General features: G+C 72.4%; 16 protein-coding genes. 10 read left to right on the top strand and 6 right to left on the bottom strand.

Annotation, left to right across the window (positions count from 1 at the left end):
* Positions 1-80 precede the first annotated feature (80 nt).
* The 4 genes from OG230_RS28465 (at position 81) to OG230_RS28450 (ending at position 4,194) form a co-directional block, all read left to right on the top strand.
* Positions 81-1,040, top strand: a complete 960-nt coding sequence (locus OG230_RS28465) for a dihydrodipicolinate synthase family protein (protein WP_328911562.1) — start codon at positions 81-83, stop codon at positions 1,038-1,040.
* Positions 1,037-1,981: an ROK family protein gene (locus OG230_RS28460; protein WP_328906582.1), complete on the top strand. Its 945-nt coding sequence runs from the start codon at positions 1,037-1,039 to the stop codon at positions 1,979-1,981. The genes OG230_RS28465 and OG230_RS28460 overlap by 4 nt, the downstream gene beginning before the upstream one ends.
* On the top strand, positions 1,978-2,655 hold the full coding sequence (locus OG230_RS28455) for an N-acetylmannosamine-6-phosphate 2-epimerase (protein WP_328906581.1): 678 nt from the start codon (positions 1,978-1,980) through the stop codon (positions 2,653-2,655). Before OG230_RS28460 ends, OG230_RS28455 begins: the two co-directional genes overlap by 4 nt.
* Positions 2,656-2,721: 66 nt before the next feature.
* A complete protein-coding gene (locus OG230_RS28450; protein WP_328906580.1) occupies positions 2,722-4,194 on the top strand; it encodes a sialate:H+ symport family MFS transporter in 1,473 nt (490 codons plus the stop codon).
* A gap of 4 nt (positions 4,195-4,198) precedes the next feature.
* Here OG230_RS28450 and OG230_RS28445 read toward each other — a convergent pair whose 3' ends face one another.
* The 4 genes from OG230_RS28445 to OG230_RS28430 form a co-directional block, all read right to left on the bottom strand.
* The gene (locus OG230_RS28445; protein WP_328906579.1) at positions 4,199-4,666 is read right to left on the bottom strand and encodes a MaoC family dehydratase; all 468 of its coding nucleotides are present in this window, start codon (positions 4,664-4,666) and stop codon (positions 4,199-4,201) included.
* Positions 4,667-4,703: 37 nt separating this feature from the next.
* Positions 4,704-6,041 (bottom strand): MFS transporter, encoded by a 1,338-nt coding sequence (locus OG230_RS28440; RefSeq protein WP_328906578.1) that lies wholly within the window; start codon positions 6,039-6,041, stop codon positions 4,704-4,706.
* A 127-nt stretch (positions 6,042-6,168) separates the two neighbouring features.
* Positions 6,169-7,392 (bottom strand): acetyl-CoA C-acetyltransferase, encoded by a 1,224-nt coding sequence (locus OG230_RS28435; protein WP_328906577.1) that lies wholly within the window; start codon positions 7,390-7,392, stop codon positions 6,169-6,171.
* A gap of 149 nt (positions 7,393-7,541) precedes the next feature.
* Positions 7,542-8,444 (bottom strand): LysR substrate-binding domain-containing protein, encoded by a 903-nt coding sequence (locus tag OG230_RS28430; RefSeq protein ID WP_328906576.1) that lies wholly within the window; start codon positions 8,442-8,444, stop codon positions 7,542-7,544.
* A gap of 179 nt (positions 8,445-8,623) precedes the next feature.
* On the opposite strand from OG230_RS28430, the gene OG230_RS28425 reads away from it, so the two are divergent.
* The 4 genes from OG230_RS28425 to OG230_RS28410 all read left to right on the top strand — a co-directional run bounded on the left by OG230_RS28425 (position 8,624) and on the right by OG230_RS28410 (position 12,426).
* Positions 8,624-9,541 (top strand): CoA transferase subunit A, encoded by a 918-nt coding sequence (locus OG230_RS28425; RefSeq protein WP_328911561.1) that lies wholly within the window; start codon positions 8,624-8,626, stop codon positions 9,539-9,541.
* Positions 9,542-9,578: 37 nt separating this feature from the next.
* Positions 9,579-10,358 carry a CoA-transferase subunit beta gene (locus OG230_RS28420; RefSeq protein WP_328906575.1) on the top strand — a complete coding sequence of 260 codons (780 nt, stop codon included), beginning with the start codon at positions 9,579-9,581 and terminating at the stop codon, positions 10,356-10,358.
* Between the two features lie 35 nt (positions 10,359-10,393).
* A complete protein-coding gene (locus tag OG230_RS28415) occupies positions 10,394-11,932 on the top strand; it encodes a 3-hydroxyacyl-CoA dehydrogenase (RefSeq protein WP_328906574.1) in 1,539 nt (512 codons plus the stop codon).
* A gap of 101 nt (positions 11,933-12,033) precedes the next feature.
* On the top strand, positions 12,034-12,426 hold the full coding sequence (locus OG230_RS28410) for a VOC family protein (protein WP_328906573.1): 393 nt from the start codon (positions 12,034-12,036) through the stop codon (positions 12,424-12,426).
* On the opposite strand, the gene OG230_RS28405 is transcribed toward OG230_RS28410, so the two are convergent.
* Complete coding sequence (locus OG230_RS28405) at positions 12,366-13,115, bottom strand: AraC family transcriptional regulator (protein WP_328906572.1); 750 nt, start codon at positions 13,113-13,115, stop codon at positions 12,366-12,368. The two genes, OG230_RS28410 and OG230_RS28405, sit on opposite strands and share 61 nt — an antisense overlap.
* A gap of 13 nt (positions 13,116-13,128) precedes the next feature.
* Positions 13,129-14,268, bottom strand: a complete 1,140-nt coding sequence (locus OG230_RS28400; RefSeq protein WP_328906571.1) for a YihY/virulence factor BrkB family protein — start codon at positions 14,266-14,268, stop codon at positions 13,129-13,131.
* Between the two features lie 17 nt (positions 14,269-14,285).
* On the opposite strand from OG230_RS28400, the gene OG230_RS28395 reads away from it, so the two are divergent.
* Together OG230_RS28395 and OG230_RS28390 are read left to right on the top strand one after the other, a co-directional pair.
* Positions 14,286-15,923, top strand: coding sequence for an acyl-CoA dehydrogenase family protein (locus OG230_RS28395; protein WP_328906570.1), 1,638 nt, complete (start codon positions 14,286-14,288; stop codon positions 15,921-15,923).
* A gap of 293 nt (positions 15,924-16,216) precedes the next feature.
* Positions 16,217-17,494 carry a helix-turn-helix domain-containing protein gene (locus OG230_RS28390; protein WP_328906569.1) on the top strand — a complete coding sequence of 426 codons (1,278 nt, stop codon included), beginning with the start codon at positions 16,217-16,219 and terminating at the stop codon, positions 17,492-17,494.
* The last annotated feature ends 112 nt before the right edge of the window (positions 17,495-17,606 follow it).

Below are 17,606 nucleotides of genomic sequence, written 5' to 3'. Positions count from 1 at the left end.
AGGACATCTTACGTCTCATGTCCCGCTCTCGGGGCCAGTGGGCCGGTGCGGGACGCGAGCGGGAGCCGGAGCCCTTCACCATGCCCCTGACCACACCGCTGCACGGCGTCGTACCGCCGGTCTGCACCCCGCTCGACCACCGCGGGGAGGTCGACACCTCCTCCCTCGCCCGGCTGGTCGAGCACCTGATCGAAGGCGGTGTGCACGGGCTCTTCGCGCTCGGTTCGACCAGCGAGGTCGCCTTCCTCACCGACGAACAGCGCGGCACCGCGCTGGAGACCGTGGTCAACGCGACCGACGGCCGGGTCCCGGTGCTCGCCGGGGTCATCGACACGACGACCGCCCGCGTCGTCGAGCACGCACGCACCGCCGCGGACCTGGGCGCCGACGCCCTCGTCGCGACCGCGCCCTTCTACACCCGTACCCACCCCGCGGAGATCGCCGGGCACTTCCGCCGGCTCCGCGGGACCGTCGGCCTGCCGCTCTTCGCGTACGACATCCCGGTGGCCGTGCACTCCAAGCTCTCCGCCTCCCTGGTCCGCGAGCTCGCCGAGGACGGCACCCTGGCCGGACTCAAGGACAGCAGCGGCGACGAGGGCGGCCTGCGGCGGCTCGTCGTCGAGCTGGGCGGCCGGGACGGCCGGGCGCAGGGCCCCGCCCCCGCGTTCAGCGTGCTGACCGGATCCGAGCTCACCGTCGACGCGGCCCTGCTCGCCGGCGCCGACGGCGTGGTGCCGGGCCTCGGCAACGTGGACCCCGCCGGGTACGTGCGGCTGTACGACGCCGCGCGCGCCGGTGACTGGCCGGCCGCCGCACGGGAGCAGGAGCGGCTGATCGAACTCTTCGCCATGGTCGACGCCGGCCCGGAGGCCGACATGGGCCGCGGTTCGTCGGCGCTCGGCGCCTTCAAGGCGGCGCTGCGGCTGCTCGGGATCATCGACGACGGGGCCACCGCGTTCCCCCAGATCCCGCTCTCCGCCGAGTCGGTCGCGCTCGTCTCGCAGCGACTGCGCGGCGCCGGTCTGGCGCCGGTCCGATGACTCCCGCCGCCACCGGGACCACGGTCGTCGGACTCGACCTCGGCGGGACGAAGATCGCCGCCGCCCTCTTCGCCGCCGACGGCACGGTGAAGGCCCGGCACACCCGGCCCACCCCGGCCCTGGACGGCCCGGCGGCGGTGCTCGACGCGCTCGCGGCAGCCGCCGCCGAGGTCGATCCGGACCGGCTCGCCACGGTGCTCGGTATCGCAAGCGCCGGGGTCGTCGATCCCCGTACCGGCATGGTCACCAGCGCCACCGACTCCCTCCGCGGCTGGGCGGGCACCGCGCTCGGCGCCGGACTCGCGGACCGTACGGGACTGCCGGTGGCCTGCGACAACGACGTGCGCGCCACCGCCGGGCCGGAACTCGCCGCCCTGCCAGGGGAGCACGGTTCACTGCTCTTCGCGGCGGTCGGCACGGGGGTGGGCGGAGCCGTCGCCGTCGACGGCCGGATGCTGCACGGCGCCTCCGGCATCGCCGGCCACCTCGGTCATCTGCCGAGCGCCGAGGCGGCCGGGCTGCCCTGCACCTGCGGCGCGACCGGGCACCTGGAGGTCATCGCCTCCGGACCGGGCATCACCGCCCACTACGAACGCCTCACCGGCACGTCGGCGGACCGGCTCGAAACCGTCGCCGCCCGGGCCGCCCGGGGCGAGGACGCCGCCGTCCACGCCATCACCACCGGCGCCACCGCCCTGGGACGCGTCCTCGGCGGGCTCGCCAACGCGCTGGGCCCCGACCGGGTCGTCGTCGGCGGCGGCGTCCCCCGGATCGGCGCGCTGTACGGGGACGCGCTGGCCGCCGCCTTCGCCGCCGAGCTGATGCCGCCATTGCGCGGGCTCGTGCCCCGTCCCCCGGCGTTCGGCCACGACGCGGCCGTGATCGGCGCGGCGGCCCTGACCTCCACCCTTCCCCTCCACCACCCGGGAGCTGCCCGATGACCGCACACGACCTGACCGACGCCCTCCGGGGACGGCTGATCGTCTCCTGCCAGGCGCCGCCCGGCGACCCGATGCGGGAGACCGGCACGCTGGTACGGCTCGCGCTGTCGGCCGTCGCCGGCGGCGGCGCCGCGATCCGCGCCAACGAGCCGGAGGTCGTCGCCGCGATCGCCGGGGCCGTCACCGTGCCGGTCATCGGGCTGTGGAAGGACGGCGACACCGGCGTCTACATCACGCCGACGGTCCGGCACGCGCTGGCGGTCGCCGAAGCCGGTGCGGCCGTGGTCGCGGCGGACGCCACGGACCGGCCGCGCCCCGACGGGTCCTCCTTCGCGGAGCTGGCCGCCGCCGTGCACGCGGCCGGCGCACTGGTCATGGCCGACGTGTCCACGCTCGCCGAGGGCGTCGCGGCGGCGGCGCAGGGGGCCGACTTCGTCTCCACGACCCTGTCCGGCTACGTCCCGGGCACGCCGGAGCAGACCGGCCCGGATCTCGATCTGGTCACATCCCTGGCGGCCGCGATCGATGTCCCCGTCGTCGCCGAAGGCCGTATCAACACCCCCGAAGAGGCCGCCGAAGCCCTGGAACGCGGCGCACACAGCGTGGTCGTCGGCACCGCGATCACCGCCCCCACCGCCCTCACCGCCCGCTTCGTGGCCGGCATCGGCCGCTGACCCGCCCCCCCATCACGTGGGATGTCCGCTCGAAGGCGCGCGGACATCCCGCATCCTGGAGAGACCGTGCACCCCACATCACCCCCCACGCTCCCCTGGTACCGCGAGGTGAGCCGCAGCCAGTGGAAGTCCTTCTTCGCCGCGTGGACCGGATACGTCCTCGACGGCTTCGACTTCGTCCTCATCACGCTCGTCCTCACCGAGATCAGTGACGAGTTCGGCCTGACCACGGTGCAGGCGGCAAGCCTGGTCTCCGGTGCGTTCATCACGCGATGGCTCGGCGGCGCCGTGCTCGGTGCCGTCGGCGACCGCTACGGCCGCAGGCTCTCCATGGTGCTGAGCATCCTGCTCTACTCGCTGGGCACGTTCGCCTGCGGATTCGCCTGGAACTACCACAGCCTCTTCGCCGCCCGGCTCGCCATCGGGATGGGCATGGCCGGCGAGTACAGCGCCAGCGCCACGTACGTCATGGAGAGCTGGCCCGCCCGGGTCCGCAGCCGCGCCAGCGGCTTCCTGATCTCCGGGTTCTCCGTCGGCTCGGTCCTCGCCGCGCAGGTCTACACCTGGGTGGTGCCCGCGCTCGGCTGGCGGTGGATGTTCTATCTGGGCCTGATACCCATCGCGGTCGCGCTCTGGATGCGGCGTGCGCTGCCGGAGACGGCGGAGTGGAGCGAGTCCGTCGCGGAGAAGGGCGTGAAGCCCAACCCCTTCCGCCCGCTGTTCGCGACGCGCGGGCGGGCCACCGTCAACACGGTCCTCGCCACCGCCGCGACCGTCTCGCTCTTCCTGGTCTTCACCCCGGGCGGCAGCGGACAGGTACCGGTGCTGTCCGTGATCGCCGGGCTCGCGCTCGCCGCCTTCGCCTTCCAGCTGGGCGGCAGACGCGGGTGGCCGCTCTACCTCTCGATGATCGTGACCCTGTTCTTCGCGTTCCTGTACTCGTGGCCCATCCAGGCGCTGCTGCCCACGTACCTCAAGAACGACCTCGGATACACCCCAGGCCAGGTCACCGACGTCCTCTACTTCGCGGGCTTCGGCACCATGGCCGGCTGCTGGGCCGCGGGGTTCCTGGGCGACCGGATCGGGGCGAGGAAGGCGTACGCGCTGACGCTCCTGGCCTCCCTCGCCTTCGTCTTCCCGGTCTTCGCCGTGCACGACAACCTGCTGCTCCTGGGTGTCCTGCTGTTCCTGCTCCAGGCGACCGGCTTCGGGATCTCCGGACTGCTGCCGCGCTACATCGGCGGCCACTTCCCGACCGAGAGCCGCGGAGCGGCACTCGGCTTCACGTACAACGTGGGGGCGCTCGGCGGAGCGGTCGCCCCCGTCCTGGGAGCCCACCTCGCCTCCGGGATGGATCTGGGGCAGGCGCTGGCGGGCCTGACCTTCGCGGGCACGGTGATCGTGGTGCTGCTGATCGGGTTCGACGTGCCGGCCCGGCTGAACCGGCTGACGGACCCGGACGGGGCGCGGGACCATCTGGCGGCACAGAGCCCGGACGGCGACGGGCGGCGCTCCGGCGCTCCGGTTCCGGTGCCGTAACGCCCTACGGGTAGAAGTGCGTCAGGGATTCGGCCACACACGCCGGCTTCTGCGAGCCCTCCAGTTCGAAGGTGAACGCCCGGGTCATCTGTACGCCGCCCCGGGCGACCTCCTGCACCGCCGCGACCGAGGCGTGCAGCCTGACCCGGCTGCCGACGGGCACGGGAGCGGGGTACCGGACCCGGTTGACGCCGTAGTTGAGGGCCCGGCCGACGCCCTGGACCCGGAGCAGCTCGCCGAACATCGGGATGCCCCAGCTGAGCACCATGTAGCCGTGGGCGATGGTGCGCCCGTAGGGTCCGGCCGCGGCGCGTTCGGTGTCGGTGTGAATCCACTGGTGGTCGCCGGAGACGTACGCGTAGGCGTCGATGAGCTCCTGGGTGATCTCCTTCCAGTCCGAGTGCCCGAGGTCGCGCCCGCTCAGGGCGAGGATCTCCGGGATGCCGTTCACGGTCAGCGGGGTCCTTGGCACGGTCCGTCCTCCGTTCGGTTCGCCGAGGCGTGGGGGGTCAGGCGGTGGCGGGGACGGCGGACCGCGCGGAGACCGGCTCCGCCGCCTGCTCGTCGTGGTTGGGGCGCTTGAGCAGGAGCAGCATGCAGCCCAGGGTCAGGGCCACCTGGAAGACCGCGTACGCGATGACGGCGGCGATCGATCCGGTGCGGTTCAGCAGGAACTGGCCGATGATCGGTGTCGTGCCGCCGAGCAGGGTGCCGCAGAGCTGGTAGCAGAGCGAGATGCCGGTGTAGCGCAGGTGGGCCGGGAAGCGGCTGGCGAGCATGCCGGCGAGTGCGGCGTAGTAGAGGCAGTGCGGAATGGTGGCGACGGCGACGCCGACCATCGCGAGCCCGTAGTTCTCGGTGCTGATGAGGACGAACATCAGCGGCATCAGGATCAGTTCGGGCAGCAGCATCACGGTCACGGCCCGGGACCAGCTCTTCATCCGGGTGGCCATCACCGCGCCGAAGGGCTGGACGAGGATCTGGGTGACGTTGGCGACGAGGATGATCGTCAGGAACGAGCTGCGGTCGAAGCCGAGCGAACTCGTGGCCCAGGACAGCGCGAAGGTGGACTTGAAGTAGGTCGCGGACAGGCCGATGGTGCAGGCGCCGATACCGAGGGCGATCAGCATGGGCTGGGTGCGCAGGACCTCGGTCAGCGGGAGCTTGACGACCTCCTTCTTCTTGATGAGGTCGGCCATGGCCGGGGACTCGGAGACCTTGAGCCGTACGAGGAGTCCGACGATGACGAGCGCGGCGGAGGCGAGGAAGGGCACCCGCCAGCCCCAGGAGACGAACGCCTCGTCGGGCAGCTGGCTGATGGCCAGGAAGCTCAGGGTGGAGAGGGTGTTGCCGACGGGCGAGCCCTGCTGGGCGAACGCCCCGTACAGCACGGACTTGCCCTTCGGGGCGTGCTCGGAGGCGATCAGGACCGAGCCGCCCCATTCGCCGCCGAGGCCGATGCCCTGCACCATGCGGATGCAGACCAGCAGGATCGGTGCGGCGATGCCGATGGAGGCGTAGCCGGGCAGCAGGCCGATCGCGGTGGTGGAGATGCCCATCATCAGGAGCGTGATGACGAGCGTCTTCTTGCGGCCGAGGCGGTCGCCGTAGTGGCCGAAGATGATGCCGCCGATGGGGCGGGCGAGGAAGCCGACCCAGAAGGTCGCGAAGGCGACCAGGGTGCCTATCGGGCCTTCGAGTTCGGGGAAGAAGACCTTGTCGAAAACGAGGGCTGCCGCGGTCCCGTAGATGTAGAAGTCGAACCACTCGATGGTCGAGCCGATGAAGGCTCCGAATCCTGCGCGGTTGGCGGCTCTTGTGCGCTCTCGTGCGGTGGACGCACTCATGGTGGCTCCCGGTGAACGTCGTTGGTCGAGCGGATGGGGGCATGGCGAAGCAGCGTCGCCCGAGACGCGTGCCCGCCGGGGAAGCCCGGTGCTGAGGGGAGGTGGGGGTCGGAGGGGTGAAGTGGGGTCAGACGGCGATGCGTTCGAAGACCGCGGCGAGTCCCTGGCCGCCGCCGATGCACATGGTCTCCAGCCCGTAGCGGGCCTCGCTGCGGTGCATCTCGCGGGTCAGGGTGGCGAGGATGCGGGCGCCCGTGGCACCTACGGGGTGGCCGAGGGAGACTCCGGAGCCGTTGACGTTGATCCGCTCGTGGTCCTTGTCGCCGAGTCCCAGTTCACGTGTGCAGGCCAGGACTTGGGCGGCGAACGCCTCGTTGAGCTCGATCAGGTCGATGTCGGCGAGGCCGAGGCCCGCACGGCCGAGCGCGGCGTGGGTGGCCGGGACCGGGCCGATGCCCATGGTCGCGGCCGGCACTCCGGCGCGGGCGAAGGAGACGAGGCGTACGAGCGGGGTGAGGCCGAGGCGTTCGGCGGTGGCGGCGCTCGTCACCAGGCAGGCCGCCGCCGCGTCGTTCTGACCGCTGGCGTTGCCCGCGGTGACGGTGGCGTCCGGGTCGGACTTCCCCATGATGGGGCGCAGCGCGGCGAGTTGCTCGGCGGTGGTGTCCGGACGGGGGTGCTCGTCGGCGGTGACGACCGTCTCGCCCTTGCGGGTGCGTACGGTGACGGGCACGGTCTCCGCGGTGTAGCGTCCCTCCGCCACGGCGCGTGCGGCGCGCTGCTGCGAGCGCAGGGCCAGCGCGTCCTGGTCGGCGCGGCTGATCGCGTACGCGCGGCGGAGGTTCTCCGCGGTCTCGATCATGCCGCCGGGGACGGGGTGGTTGACGCCGCCCGCGGTGACCCGGCCGCGGGCCAGGGAGTCGTGGAGCTGGAGGCCGGGGCCCTTGATGCCCCAGCGTCCGTCGTGCGTGTAGTAGGGGGCCGCGCTCATCACGTCGACGCCGCCCGCGATCACGATGTCGCTGAAGCCGGCCCGGATCTGCATGGCCGCGTCGAGGACGGCCTGGAGGCCGGAGCCGCAGCGCCGGTCGATCTGCGCGCCGGTGACGGTCACGGGCAGTCCGGCGTCCAGGGCGGCGACCCGGCCGATGGCGGGTGCGTCGGACGAGGGGTAGGCGTGCCCGAGGATCACCTCGTCGACCCGGTCGGGGTCGACGCCGGTGCGGGCGACCACTTCGGCGATGACGCGCGCGGCGAGCGAGGCCGGCGTCTGCTGTGCGAACGCTCCGCCGAAGCGGCCGATGGGGGTGCGCAGGGGTTCGCAGATGACGACATCGAGCTGGTCGGGCACGGCGGGACCTTTCGGAGGTGGGCGGGGACGGGCCGGCGGGCGAGCGGTGGCGGTGTGGGCCGACCCTCGCATCAGGTGACTGATTCGGTCCAATATTGAATTCGCCCTGATTCAAGACGTGGTGCGTCTCAATCGGGCGTACGGGTGTCTCACTCCGCGGGAACGGGGGTCGGCAGGGCCTCCTCCGCGACCGCGAGCACCGCGCGGAGCGCGGCGGACGGGTTGTCGTGGCGCCAGGCCAGGGCGGCCTGGCGCCGGATGGGCGGTCCGGCGAGGGGCCGGTAGACCAGGCCGCTCTGCTGGATGTGGCGGCACGAGGTGACCGTCAGGGTGACGCCCACCCCGGCGGCGACCAGGGCCAGGATCGTGTACGAGTCGGGGGCCTCCTGCACCACGCGCGGGTTGAACCCGGCCGCCTCGCAGGCCTCGGTCATGGCGTCGCGCACGGTCGATCCGGTGTTGGCGGGGAACGAGACGAACGGCTCCTCGGAGAGCACCGCCAGCGGGACCCGGTCCAGCTGGGCGAGCCGGTGGTCCGAGGGCAGCGCGCAGATCAGCTCCTCCTCGTCGATCACCCGGTGGGTCACTCCGGGCTGGGTCACGGGCAGCCGGACGAAGCCGAGGTCGAGCGAGCCGTCGGCGACCCGGGACAGGGCGACGTTGGCGTACGTCTGGCCCGTCATGACGAGCTCCAGGCCGGGGTGGGCGGCGCGCACGGCCCGGGTCAGCTGCGGCAGCGTCTCGTGGCTGGAGGCTCCGGCGAACCCGATGGTGACCCGGCCGTACTCACCGCGTCCGGCGGCCTTGGCCGCGCGGACCGCCGTATCAAGGTCGTCGAGCACGGTGCGTACCGGTTCGAGGAAGGACTCGCCCGCGCTGGTGAGGCGGACGGAGCGGGTGTTGCGTTCGAAGAGCTGCACACCGAGCTGCTTCTCCAGCTGGCGGATCTGCTGGCTCAGCGGCGGCTGGGCCATCTGCAGCCGCTTGGCGGCCCGGCCGAAGTGCAGCTCCTCGGCCACGGCGACGAACGCGGTCAGATGACGCAGCTCCATGCCGCACCCCACTCCTGTATCGACTTTCGACCGGCATTCATTAATCAGCGGTCTGGATGCGACCTTAATTTGGTATTGGACAGCAATCAATGGCCGCTGACACGGTGGGGCCACCCGCATGCGCACGCCCGAGGAGCACCGTGGACAGGACAGACAGGCAGGACCGGACCGACAAGGTCATGACGATGAAGGACGCGGTCGCCGCCTTCGTCCATGACGGGGACACCGTCTGCCTCGAAGGCTTCACCCATCTCATCCCGACCGCCGCGGGGCACGAGATCATCCGCCAGGGCCGCAAGGACCTCACCGTCGTCCGGATGACCGCCGACATCGTGGTGGACCAGATGCTCGCGGCGGGCTGTGTCTCCCGTCTGGTCTCCTCCTTCGTCGGCAACTCGTCCGCCGGGTCGCTCGGCAATCTGCGGCGCCGGATCGAGAGCGCCGACCCGGAGCCGCTGGCCTACGAGGAGTACAGCCACTACGGGATGATCTGCCGCTATCTCGCCGGCTCCCAGCGGCTGCCGTTCTATCCGCTGCGCTCGTACGGCGGCAGTGATCTGCCGGCCGTCAACAGCGACCTGCGCAAGGTCACTTCGCCCTATCCGGGACCGGACGGCGAACCGGAGCAGATCTACGTCGTGCCGCCCGTCAACCCCGACGTGACGATCATCCACGCGCAGCGCGCCGACCGCCGGGGCAACACCCAGATGTGGGGCCTGACCGGCATCCAGGCGGAGGCGGTGTACGCCGCGAGGAAGGCGGTCGTCGTGGTCGAGGAGCTCGTCGACGACGAGGTGATCCGCTCGGATCCGAACCGTACGCTCGTGCCCGCCCACGCGGTCCACGCCGTCGTCGTCTGCCCGCGCGGCGCGCACCCCTCCTTCGCGCAGGGGTACTACGACCGCGACAACGCCTTCTACCGGGCCTGGTCGCAGATCAGCCAGGACCCGGAGCGCATCCGGGCGTGGCTGGACGAGTGGGTGCTCGGGACGGCCGACCACGCCGAGTACGTGGCGAAGCAGGGCGAGGAGTTCTGGGCGGGCCTGGCCGTCGGCGAGGCGCTGAGCGAGCCGGTGAACTACGGACGCCGGCTGTGAGGCCCACTGTGAGTACGGATACGAGAAGGAGCCGGTCATGACCATCACCGCACAGGACGCCCCCGTCACCTCGTCGGAACTGCTGTCCGTCGTGGCGTCGCGCGAACTCGTCGCGCGCCGGACGGTGTTCGCGGGCATCGGGCTGCCGACGCTCGCCACCGAGCTGGCGCATCTGACGGTCGCACCGGAGATCGAGGTGGTGTACGAGTCCGGGGTCTGCGGCGCCCATCCCTCGCATCTGCCGGAGACCATCGCCGACGCCGTCCTGATCACGGGGGCCGAGGCGGTCATCTCGATGCCGACGCTGTTCGGCTGCGTCCTCCAGGGCGGGCACATCGACGTCGGCTTCCTCGGGGCCGCCCAGATCGACCGGTGGGGCAATCTCAACACCTCGGTCATCGGTGACTGGGCGAGCCCCTCGGTGCGGCTGCCGGGGTCCGGCGGCGGTGTCGAGGTGATGGCCAACGCGCGCGAGGTCTTCGTGGTGATGCGCCGGCACACCCCGCGTTCCTTCACCGATCCGCTGGACTTCTGCACGACCCCCGGCCCCGACCGGGCGCTCGCCGAGGGCATCCGCCCGCTCGGTGTCGGCGTCACCCGGGTCATCACCGAACTGGGCATCCTGGCCCGGGAGGGCATCGGCCACGAACTGCGCCTCGTGGCCGTCCAGCCCGGTGTCACCGTCGATCAGGTCAGGGCCGCGACCGGCTGGGACCTCCAGGTCGCCGACACCGTCACCACGATCGAACCCCCGACCGCCGACGAGCTGCGCCTGCTGCGCGACGACGTCGACCCCGAACGCGTCTATCTTCGCTGAGCCGAAGTCCGCATACCGGAAGGACCGTAACTGCCATGCGTATCAGGATCGTCGGGGCCGGAGCCATGGGCCGCGGCATCGCCCAGTGGGCGGCGACCGCAGGACACACCGTCGAGCTGTGCGACGTACGCGCCGAGGCGGTGAAAGACGCCCTGGAGTTCGTGACGGGCATGCTGGAGCGCGCCGTGCACAAGGGCCGTCTGTCCGCCGAGGAGTGCGCGGCCACCGTCGGGCGCCTGGTGCCGCTCGACGACCCGTGGGCGGCGGGCCCCGAGGTGGAACTCGTCATCGAGGCCGTACGGGAGGACCCGGCGACCAAGGCCGAGGTCTTCGGCCGGCTGGAGCGGGCGCTGCCCGCCTCGGCCGTCTTCGCGACGAACACCTCCTCCCTGTCGGTCACCGGGATCGCGGCCACGCTCCAGGACCCGTCGCGCCTGGCGGGGCTGCACTTCTTCAACCCGGTGCCGCTGATGAAGATCGTCGAGGTGGTGCCGGGCGCGGCCACCCGCCCGGAGATCCCGCCGGCGCTCACCGCCCTGGTGGAGAGCTGCGGGCACCGCGCGGTCACGGTCGCCGACACCCCCGGCTTCCTGGTCAACCACGCCGGGCGCGGCCTGGTGACCGAGGCGCTCGCCCTGCTGGAGGAGTCGGTCTCGGATCCGGCGGGGATCGACCTGGTGGCCCGCGAGGTACTGGGGCTCCGGATGGGCCCGTTCGAGCTGATGGACCTCACGGGGCTCGACGTGACCGCCGCGGTGATCGACTCGATCTGGCAGGGGTTCCGATACGAGGACCGTCTGCGGCCCTCCTACCTCACCCCGAACCGGGTCACGGCGGGGCTGCACGGCCGCAAGACCGGGCAGGGCTGGTTCGCGTACGGTCCCGGGGCGCCCGCCCCGGCCGCGGAGCCGCCGGTCAGCGGTGACGCGGACCGCCCCGTGCACGTCCTGGGCGAGGAGTCGGACCCGGCGGCGGCCCGGCTGCGCGCGGAGCTGGCCGCGGCGGGCGCCACGGTCGGGAGCGGCCCGGTGCCCGGCGCGGACGCCGTCGTGCTCGTCCCGGTCTGGGGCACCACGGTGGCCGCCGCGGTCGCGGCGCACGGGCTGCCGGCCGGCCGTACGTTCGGCGTGGACCCGCTGCCCGCGGCGGGAAGGCGGCGGGTGCTCGCCGTGACGCCCGCGGCGGACCCGGCCGCCGCCCGGGACGCCCGCGCGGTGCTCGCCCGCGCGGCGGACGGCGAGGAGCCCTGGGCCGTGTCGGTGGTCCGGGACACGGCGGGCTCGGTCGCGCAGCGGCTGCTCGCCTCCATCGTCTCGGTCGCCGCGTCGATCGCGGAGCGCTCCCTTGCCACCCCCGCCGACATCGACCTGGCCGTCACGACGGGGCTCGGCTACCCGGCCGGACCGCTGGCCTGGGGCGAGCGGGTCGGCGCGGAGCGGATGCTGGAGCTGCACCGGGCCCTGTACGCCTCGACGGGCGACCCGCGTCACCGGCCGACCCGCTGGGTCGCCGAACGCGCGCGGCTCGGCCTCGCGCTGACGGACCCGGGCGTCTCCCCCGCCGACTGCGTGTGAGGGCGCGCCGGGCGCCCGGGAGGGACCTGTGGTCCCGGGCGCCCGGCCGGACGACCGATTCGTACAAGACCGCGGGCGCGTTCCGGGCCTAGGTTCGGAGTATGACTCCACGACTCGACGCGATCAGCATCACCACCGCGGACCTGGGCGCCTCGCTCGCCTTCTACCGCCGGCTCGGGCTCGACATCCCGGCCGGCGCCGAATCCGCACCCCATGTGGAAGTGGCCCTGCCGGGCGGGCAGCGGCTGCTCTGGGACACCGAGGACGTCGTCCGCTCCTTCGATCCGGACTGGGCGGGCACGGCCGGCGGGGAGCGGCTGGGACTCGCGTTCCGCTGTGACAGCCCGGCGGAGGTGGACGCCGTGTACGGCGATCTGACCGGCGCCGGGTACGAGGGCCATCTCAAGCCGTGGGACGCGGTGTGGGGGCAGCGCTACGCGGTGGTGCTCGATCCGGACGGCAGCGCCGTGTCGCTCTTCGCCGACGCCTCGTAGCCCCTACCCCGCAGATAGTCACCGAGCGTCGTGCCGGCCAGGTCGCGCATCTCGCGGGCCAGATGTGCCTGGTCGGTGCAGCCGGCGGCGTACGCGGCCTCGGCGTACGGCATTCCGGACCGTACGAGGCCCAGCGCGCGCTGCAGTCGCAGGATCCTGGCCAGCGTCTTGGGCCCGTAGCCGAACGCGTCCAGGGAGCGGCGGTGCAGCTGGCGGGCGCCCAGCCCGGCGGCCCTGGCCGTGTCGGCGACCGACCGGCCCTGGCGCAGGTGCGCGGCGACGGAGACCGTGAGCGGGTCCGGCGGTCCGGCGTCGGCCGCTGTGCGCAGGGCGAGGCTCTCCAGCGCGGCGACGGGGTCGGCCGCCTCGCCGATCCGCTCGGTCAGCCTGCGGACGTGGGCGCCGGGCCAGAGGCCGGCGAGGGCGACCCGCCGGTCACGCAGTTCGTGGGCGGGTACGCCGAAGAAGGCCGGTGCCGTTCCGGGAGCGAAACGAATCCCGGCGCAGGGCCCCTCGTCCTCGTCGGACACCAGGAAGGCGTGGGTGTCGGGTCCCGCGACCCGGAGCCCGCCACCGGACCAGAGCAGGTCCATGCACCCGTCGGGGAGGACCGGCCGGGCGGGGCCGCCCCGGTGGTTCACCCTCCAGACGACCGCGCCGTCGATGCGCGACGCCCACTCCTCGTACATCAGGGACCACTCCCTACGGGCCTGTCTTCGTCTCCTTGTCGCGGCTCGCGTGCAGCCGGGACTTCAGGTCGTCCGGCGGCAGGAACCGCGACCAGCGCTCCGGGAACTCGGACGGCATGTACACGTCCTCGTCGTCCTCGTCGTCCTCGTGCGCGCCCGCGGCGTACCGCGTACGGGCCACGAACTCGGCGGCCTGCGCCGCCCGGGCCCGCTCGTTGGCCGCTCGGGCCGCGGCGGTCGCGAGCGAGGGCCACACCCGGTCGATGGCCGCGTTGACCGCGGCGCCGACCAATACCGCGAAAGCGGAGATACCGATCCACAACAGGACAGCGATGGGGGCGGCCAACGAGCCGTAGATCGTGGGGCCTTCGACCGTGCTGGTGAGGTAGATCCTGAGCAGGAAGCTGCCGACGACCCACATGGCAAGGGCCACCAGCGCCCCCGGTACGTCCTCGATCCACGGCGAACGGACCGGCACCGACACGTGGTAGAGCGTCGTGAGGAAGGCGATGGTCAGCAGGATGACCAGCGGCCAGTACAGGACGGCTATGACTTCCGTGCCCCAGGGCACGAACTCCACGACCCGGTCGGGCCCGACGACGAGCAGGGGCAGCACCACCGCGCCGAGCAGCAGCGCGACGACGTACAGCAGGAAGGCGAGCAGCCGGGTCTTGACGATGCCCCGCTCCCCGTCGAGTCCGTACATGACGGTGATCGTGTCGATGAAGACGTTCACCGCGCGGGAGCCGGACCAGAGGGCGATCGCGAAGCCGATGGAGATCACGTCGGGGCGGGCGCCCGTGGTCACGTCGTCGAGCAGCGGTTTGGCGAAGTCGTTGACGCCCCGCTGGGACAGGACGGTCTGCGCCGCGTTGAGGATGTTCCGCTCGATGGAGGCCACCGTGGTGGTGGTCGTCCACTCGTCGACGTATCCGAGCAGCCCGATCAGACCGAGCAGCAGGGGTGGGAGCGACAGCAGCGTGAAGAACGCCGCCTCGGCCGCGAGGCCGAGGATGCGGTACTCGATGCACGAGTTGACGGTGTCCTTGAGCAACTGCCATGCCATCTGCCGCTTGGATACGTTGCGGTAGAGGACACGAGCCCGGTGGAGTCGCCCCGATGGCCGCTCGGGTGTTTCATTTGCTGCCTGCACCTCCTTACCGTAGCGGCATGGCAGCCACCACCCACACAGTGACCAACCAGGTTCCGCCGCTGGTCGGCTATGACGTGTTCCACGCCGATCTCGTCCTCACCGAGGCCGTGGAGCGGCATATCGCACCCGGGCTCCTCGACCGGGTACGGGAGGAGCTCGGCACACTGGGCCGGTCCGCGGGGTCCGTCCAGGCGCAGGAGTGGGGGGCGCGGGCGAACGAGAACCCGCCGCGGCTGCGTACGCACGACCGGTACGGCAACCGGATCGACGAGGTGGAGTTCCATCCGTCCTGGCACCGGCTGCTGGGCCACGGGGTCGCGGCGGGCCTGACCGACGCCTGGGGCAGGCCGGGCGGTCATGTGCGGCGCGCGGCCGGGTTCCTGGTGTGGACGCAGGCCGAGGCGGGGCACGGCTGCCCGCTGTCGATGACGCACGCGGCGGTGCCGGCCCTGCGGACCGACCCGGCTCTGGCCGCCGAGTGGGAGCCGCTGCTGACGTCGACGGTGTACGAGGAGGGGCTGCGGCCCGCCTCGCAGAAGGCCGGTGTGCTCTTCGGGATGGGCATGACCGAGAAGCAGGGCGGCACGGATGTGCGATCCAACACGACGCGGGCCGAGCCGCTCGCGGCGGACGGGGAGTACCTGCTCACCGGCCACAAGTGGTTCTGTTCGGCACCGATGTCCGACGGTTTCCTGGTGCTCGCGCAGGCCCCCGGAGGCCTGACCTGCTTCCTCCTGCCGCGGGTGCTGCCGGACGGGACCCGGAACGTGTTCGCCGTCCAGCGGCTCAAGGACAAACTGGGCAACAGGTCCAACGCCTCGGCCGAGGTCGAGTTCGACGGGACGTGGGCACGCAGGGTCGGCGAGGAGGGACGCGGGGTGCGCACCATCATCGAGATGGTGGCGGCCACCCGGCTCGACTGCGTGATCGGTTCGGCGGCGCTGATGCGGCAGGCGGTGGCGCAGGCGGTCCATCACACGGCGTACCGCAGGGCGTTCGGCGGCCTGCTGATCGAGAAGCCGCTGATGCGCAACGTACTCGCGGACCTGGCGCTGGAGTCGGAGGCGGCGACGACGCTCGCGATGCGGCTGGCCGCGGCCTACGACGCGGACACGCCGCAGGAGCGCGCGTTCCTGCGGATCGCTGTGCCCACCGCCAAGTACTGGGTGACGAAGCGGTGCACGGCGGTGGTGGGCGAGGCTTTGGAATGCCTCGGGGGCAACGGGTACGTGGAGGAGTCCGGCATGCCGCGCCTGCTCCGCGAGGCGCCGCTCAACTCGATCTGGGAGGGCTCGGGGAACGTACAGGCGCTGGACGTGCTGCGGGCGCTGCAACGCGAACCGCAGGCCCTCGACGCCTTCCTCCGCGAGATCGGCACGACCCGGGGCGAGGACCACCGGCTCGACGCGGCGGTCAAGGGCCTGCTCACCGAACTGGCCGACCTGGAGGCGGTCGAGGCGCGGGCCCGGCGGATCACCGAGCGCATGGCGCTGGTGCTCCAGGGTTCGCTGCTGATCCGCTGGGCACCGCCGGAGGTCGCCGACGCGTTCTGCGCCTCACGGCTGGGCGGCGACTGGGGCTCGGCGTTCGGCACGCTGCCGCACAGTCCCGGTCTGGCCTCGGTGGTGGAACGCGCGCGGGCCTACGACCGGTAGGAGCGGGGCTCCCGGGGAAAAGCGACGGAGGGTGGTGCTGCGCCGACACGGCACCACCCTCCATGCTTGTGCAACACCTGACCGCGGGACACAGGCCCCGCAGTACGGTGTTCCGTCACTCTCGTCCGGTCGTGCACCCACTGACCAGAGTTGCAAGGGGTTGCAAGCATTGATGGAGTTCCCGCACACGGCGTCGGACAACGGCAGGATGGGACCCGGCCGGCCGCGGTCGGCCGGACGCGGGCTCACCCGCAGCGGAACGAACGGGGAAGACCGATAAGGGGGAACGTGTGATGCGGACCAGCCGCGCAGGGCAGCCGCGAGGAGTTGATCCGTCGGCCGACGGAACCGCGCGACTGCTCCACGAGGCACGGGAGGCCAGACAGGCCGGCCTGCGCGCGAAGACCGCCCCGCGCGCGGAGATCGACGCCTCGTGGGACCGGGTGGTGCGCAGCGGCCTCGACCCGGACCAGTCCACGGAGAGCGAGCTGCTGGGTTCGAACGAGATCGAGCACCGGCGCAACGCGTCCACGATCGGTGAGGTGATGCCGTTGCTGCGCAACGGCCTGGCCTCCATCGCCGACGCCTCGCAGCAGATCATGGTGGTCACCGACGTGGACGGCCGGGTGCTGTGGCGCCAGGGGCACGCGGCGGTGCTGCGCCAGGCCGACGGCATCTGCCTGGAGGAGGGCGCCGCGTGGTCGGAGGCGACCACGGGCACCAACGCCATCGGCACGACGCTCGCCACGCGCAAGCCGATCCAGGTCCACTCCGCCGAGCACTTCGTCCGCTCGCTGCACACCTGGACCTGCGCCGCCGCTCCGGTGCGCGACCCCCGGGACGGCAGGCTGGTGGGCATCCTGGACATCAGCGGCCCGGCCCGGACCTTCCACCCGGCCACGCTGGCGCTGGTCGACTCGGTGGCCAAGCTCGCGGAGAGCGAGATCAGGATGCGGCATCTGGTCGCGATCGAGCGGCTGCGGTCGGTGGCCGCTCCGATCCTCTGCCGGCTGAGCGGGCGGGTGCTGGCCGTGGACAACCACGGCTGGCTGGCCGCCGTCACGGGCATGCCGCCGGTGGACCGGCTGCCCCTGCCGAAGTCCTTGCAGGCGGGGCGGGTGTGGCTGCCGTCCCTCGGCATGTGCCGGGTGGAGCCGCTGCCGGGCGGCTGGCTGGTGCAGGTGGCCGACGCGAGCCTGGACGGGCCGCCGCGCCGGGTGGTGCTGGACCTGAGCAGGGCCAGGGGGCTGACGGCCCATGTGATCACCCCGGTGGGCACGTGGACCCAGCGGCTCTCGCCGCGCCACGCGGAGCTGCTGTACGCGCTGGCTCTGCACCGGGAGGGCCGCACGGCCGCGGAGCTGGCGCAGGACATCTTCGGGGACGCGACCAGGACGGTGACGGTCCGGGCCGAGATCTCGCGGCTGCGCCGCCACCTCGCGGAGGTGCTCGCCCACCGCCCGTACCGCTTCGGCGAGGGGGTGGAGGTGGAGGTGGTCCACCCGGAGGATCCGGCCGATCTGCTGCCGCACTCGAAGGCGCCGGTGGTGGTCGGGACGCGCGGGACCTAGCGGCGCGCGGAGTCGCAAGGGGGGCGGACCACGAGGCCGTCTTGTCATGTACAGATCTTCCCGGGAGTCTGCTTCCTGACTTGTCCATGCGCGTAGACCCTTCCCCGGACCC

The sequence above is a fragment of the Streptomyces sp. NBC_00234 genome, from assembly GCF_036195325.1.
Taxonomy (GTDB): Bacteria; Actinomycetota; Actinomycetes; order Streptomycetales; family Streptomycetaceae; genus Streptomyces.
The sequence above is the reverse complement of the archived record's forward strand: the minus strand, read 5'-3'. Positions and strand labels throughout refer to the sequence as shown.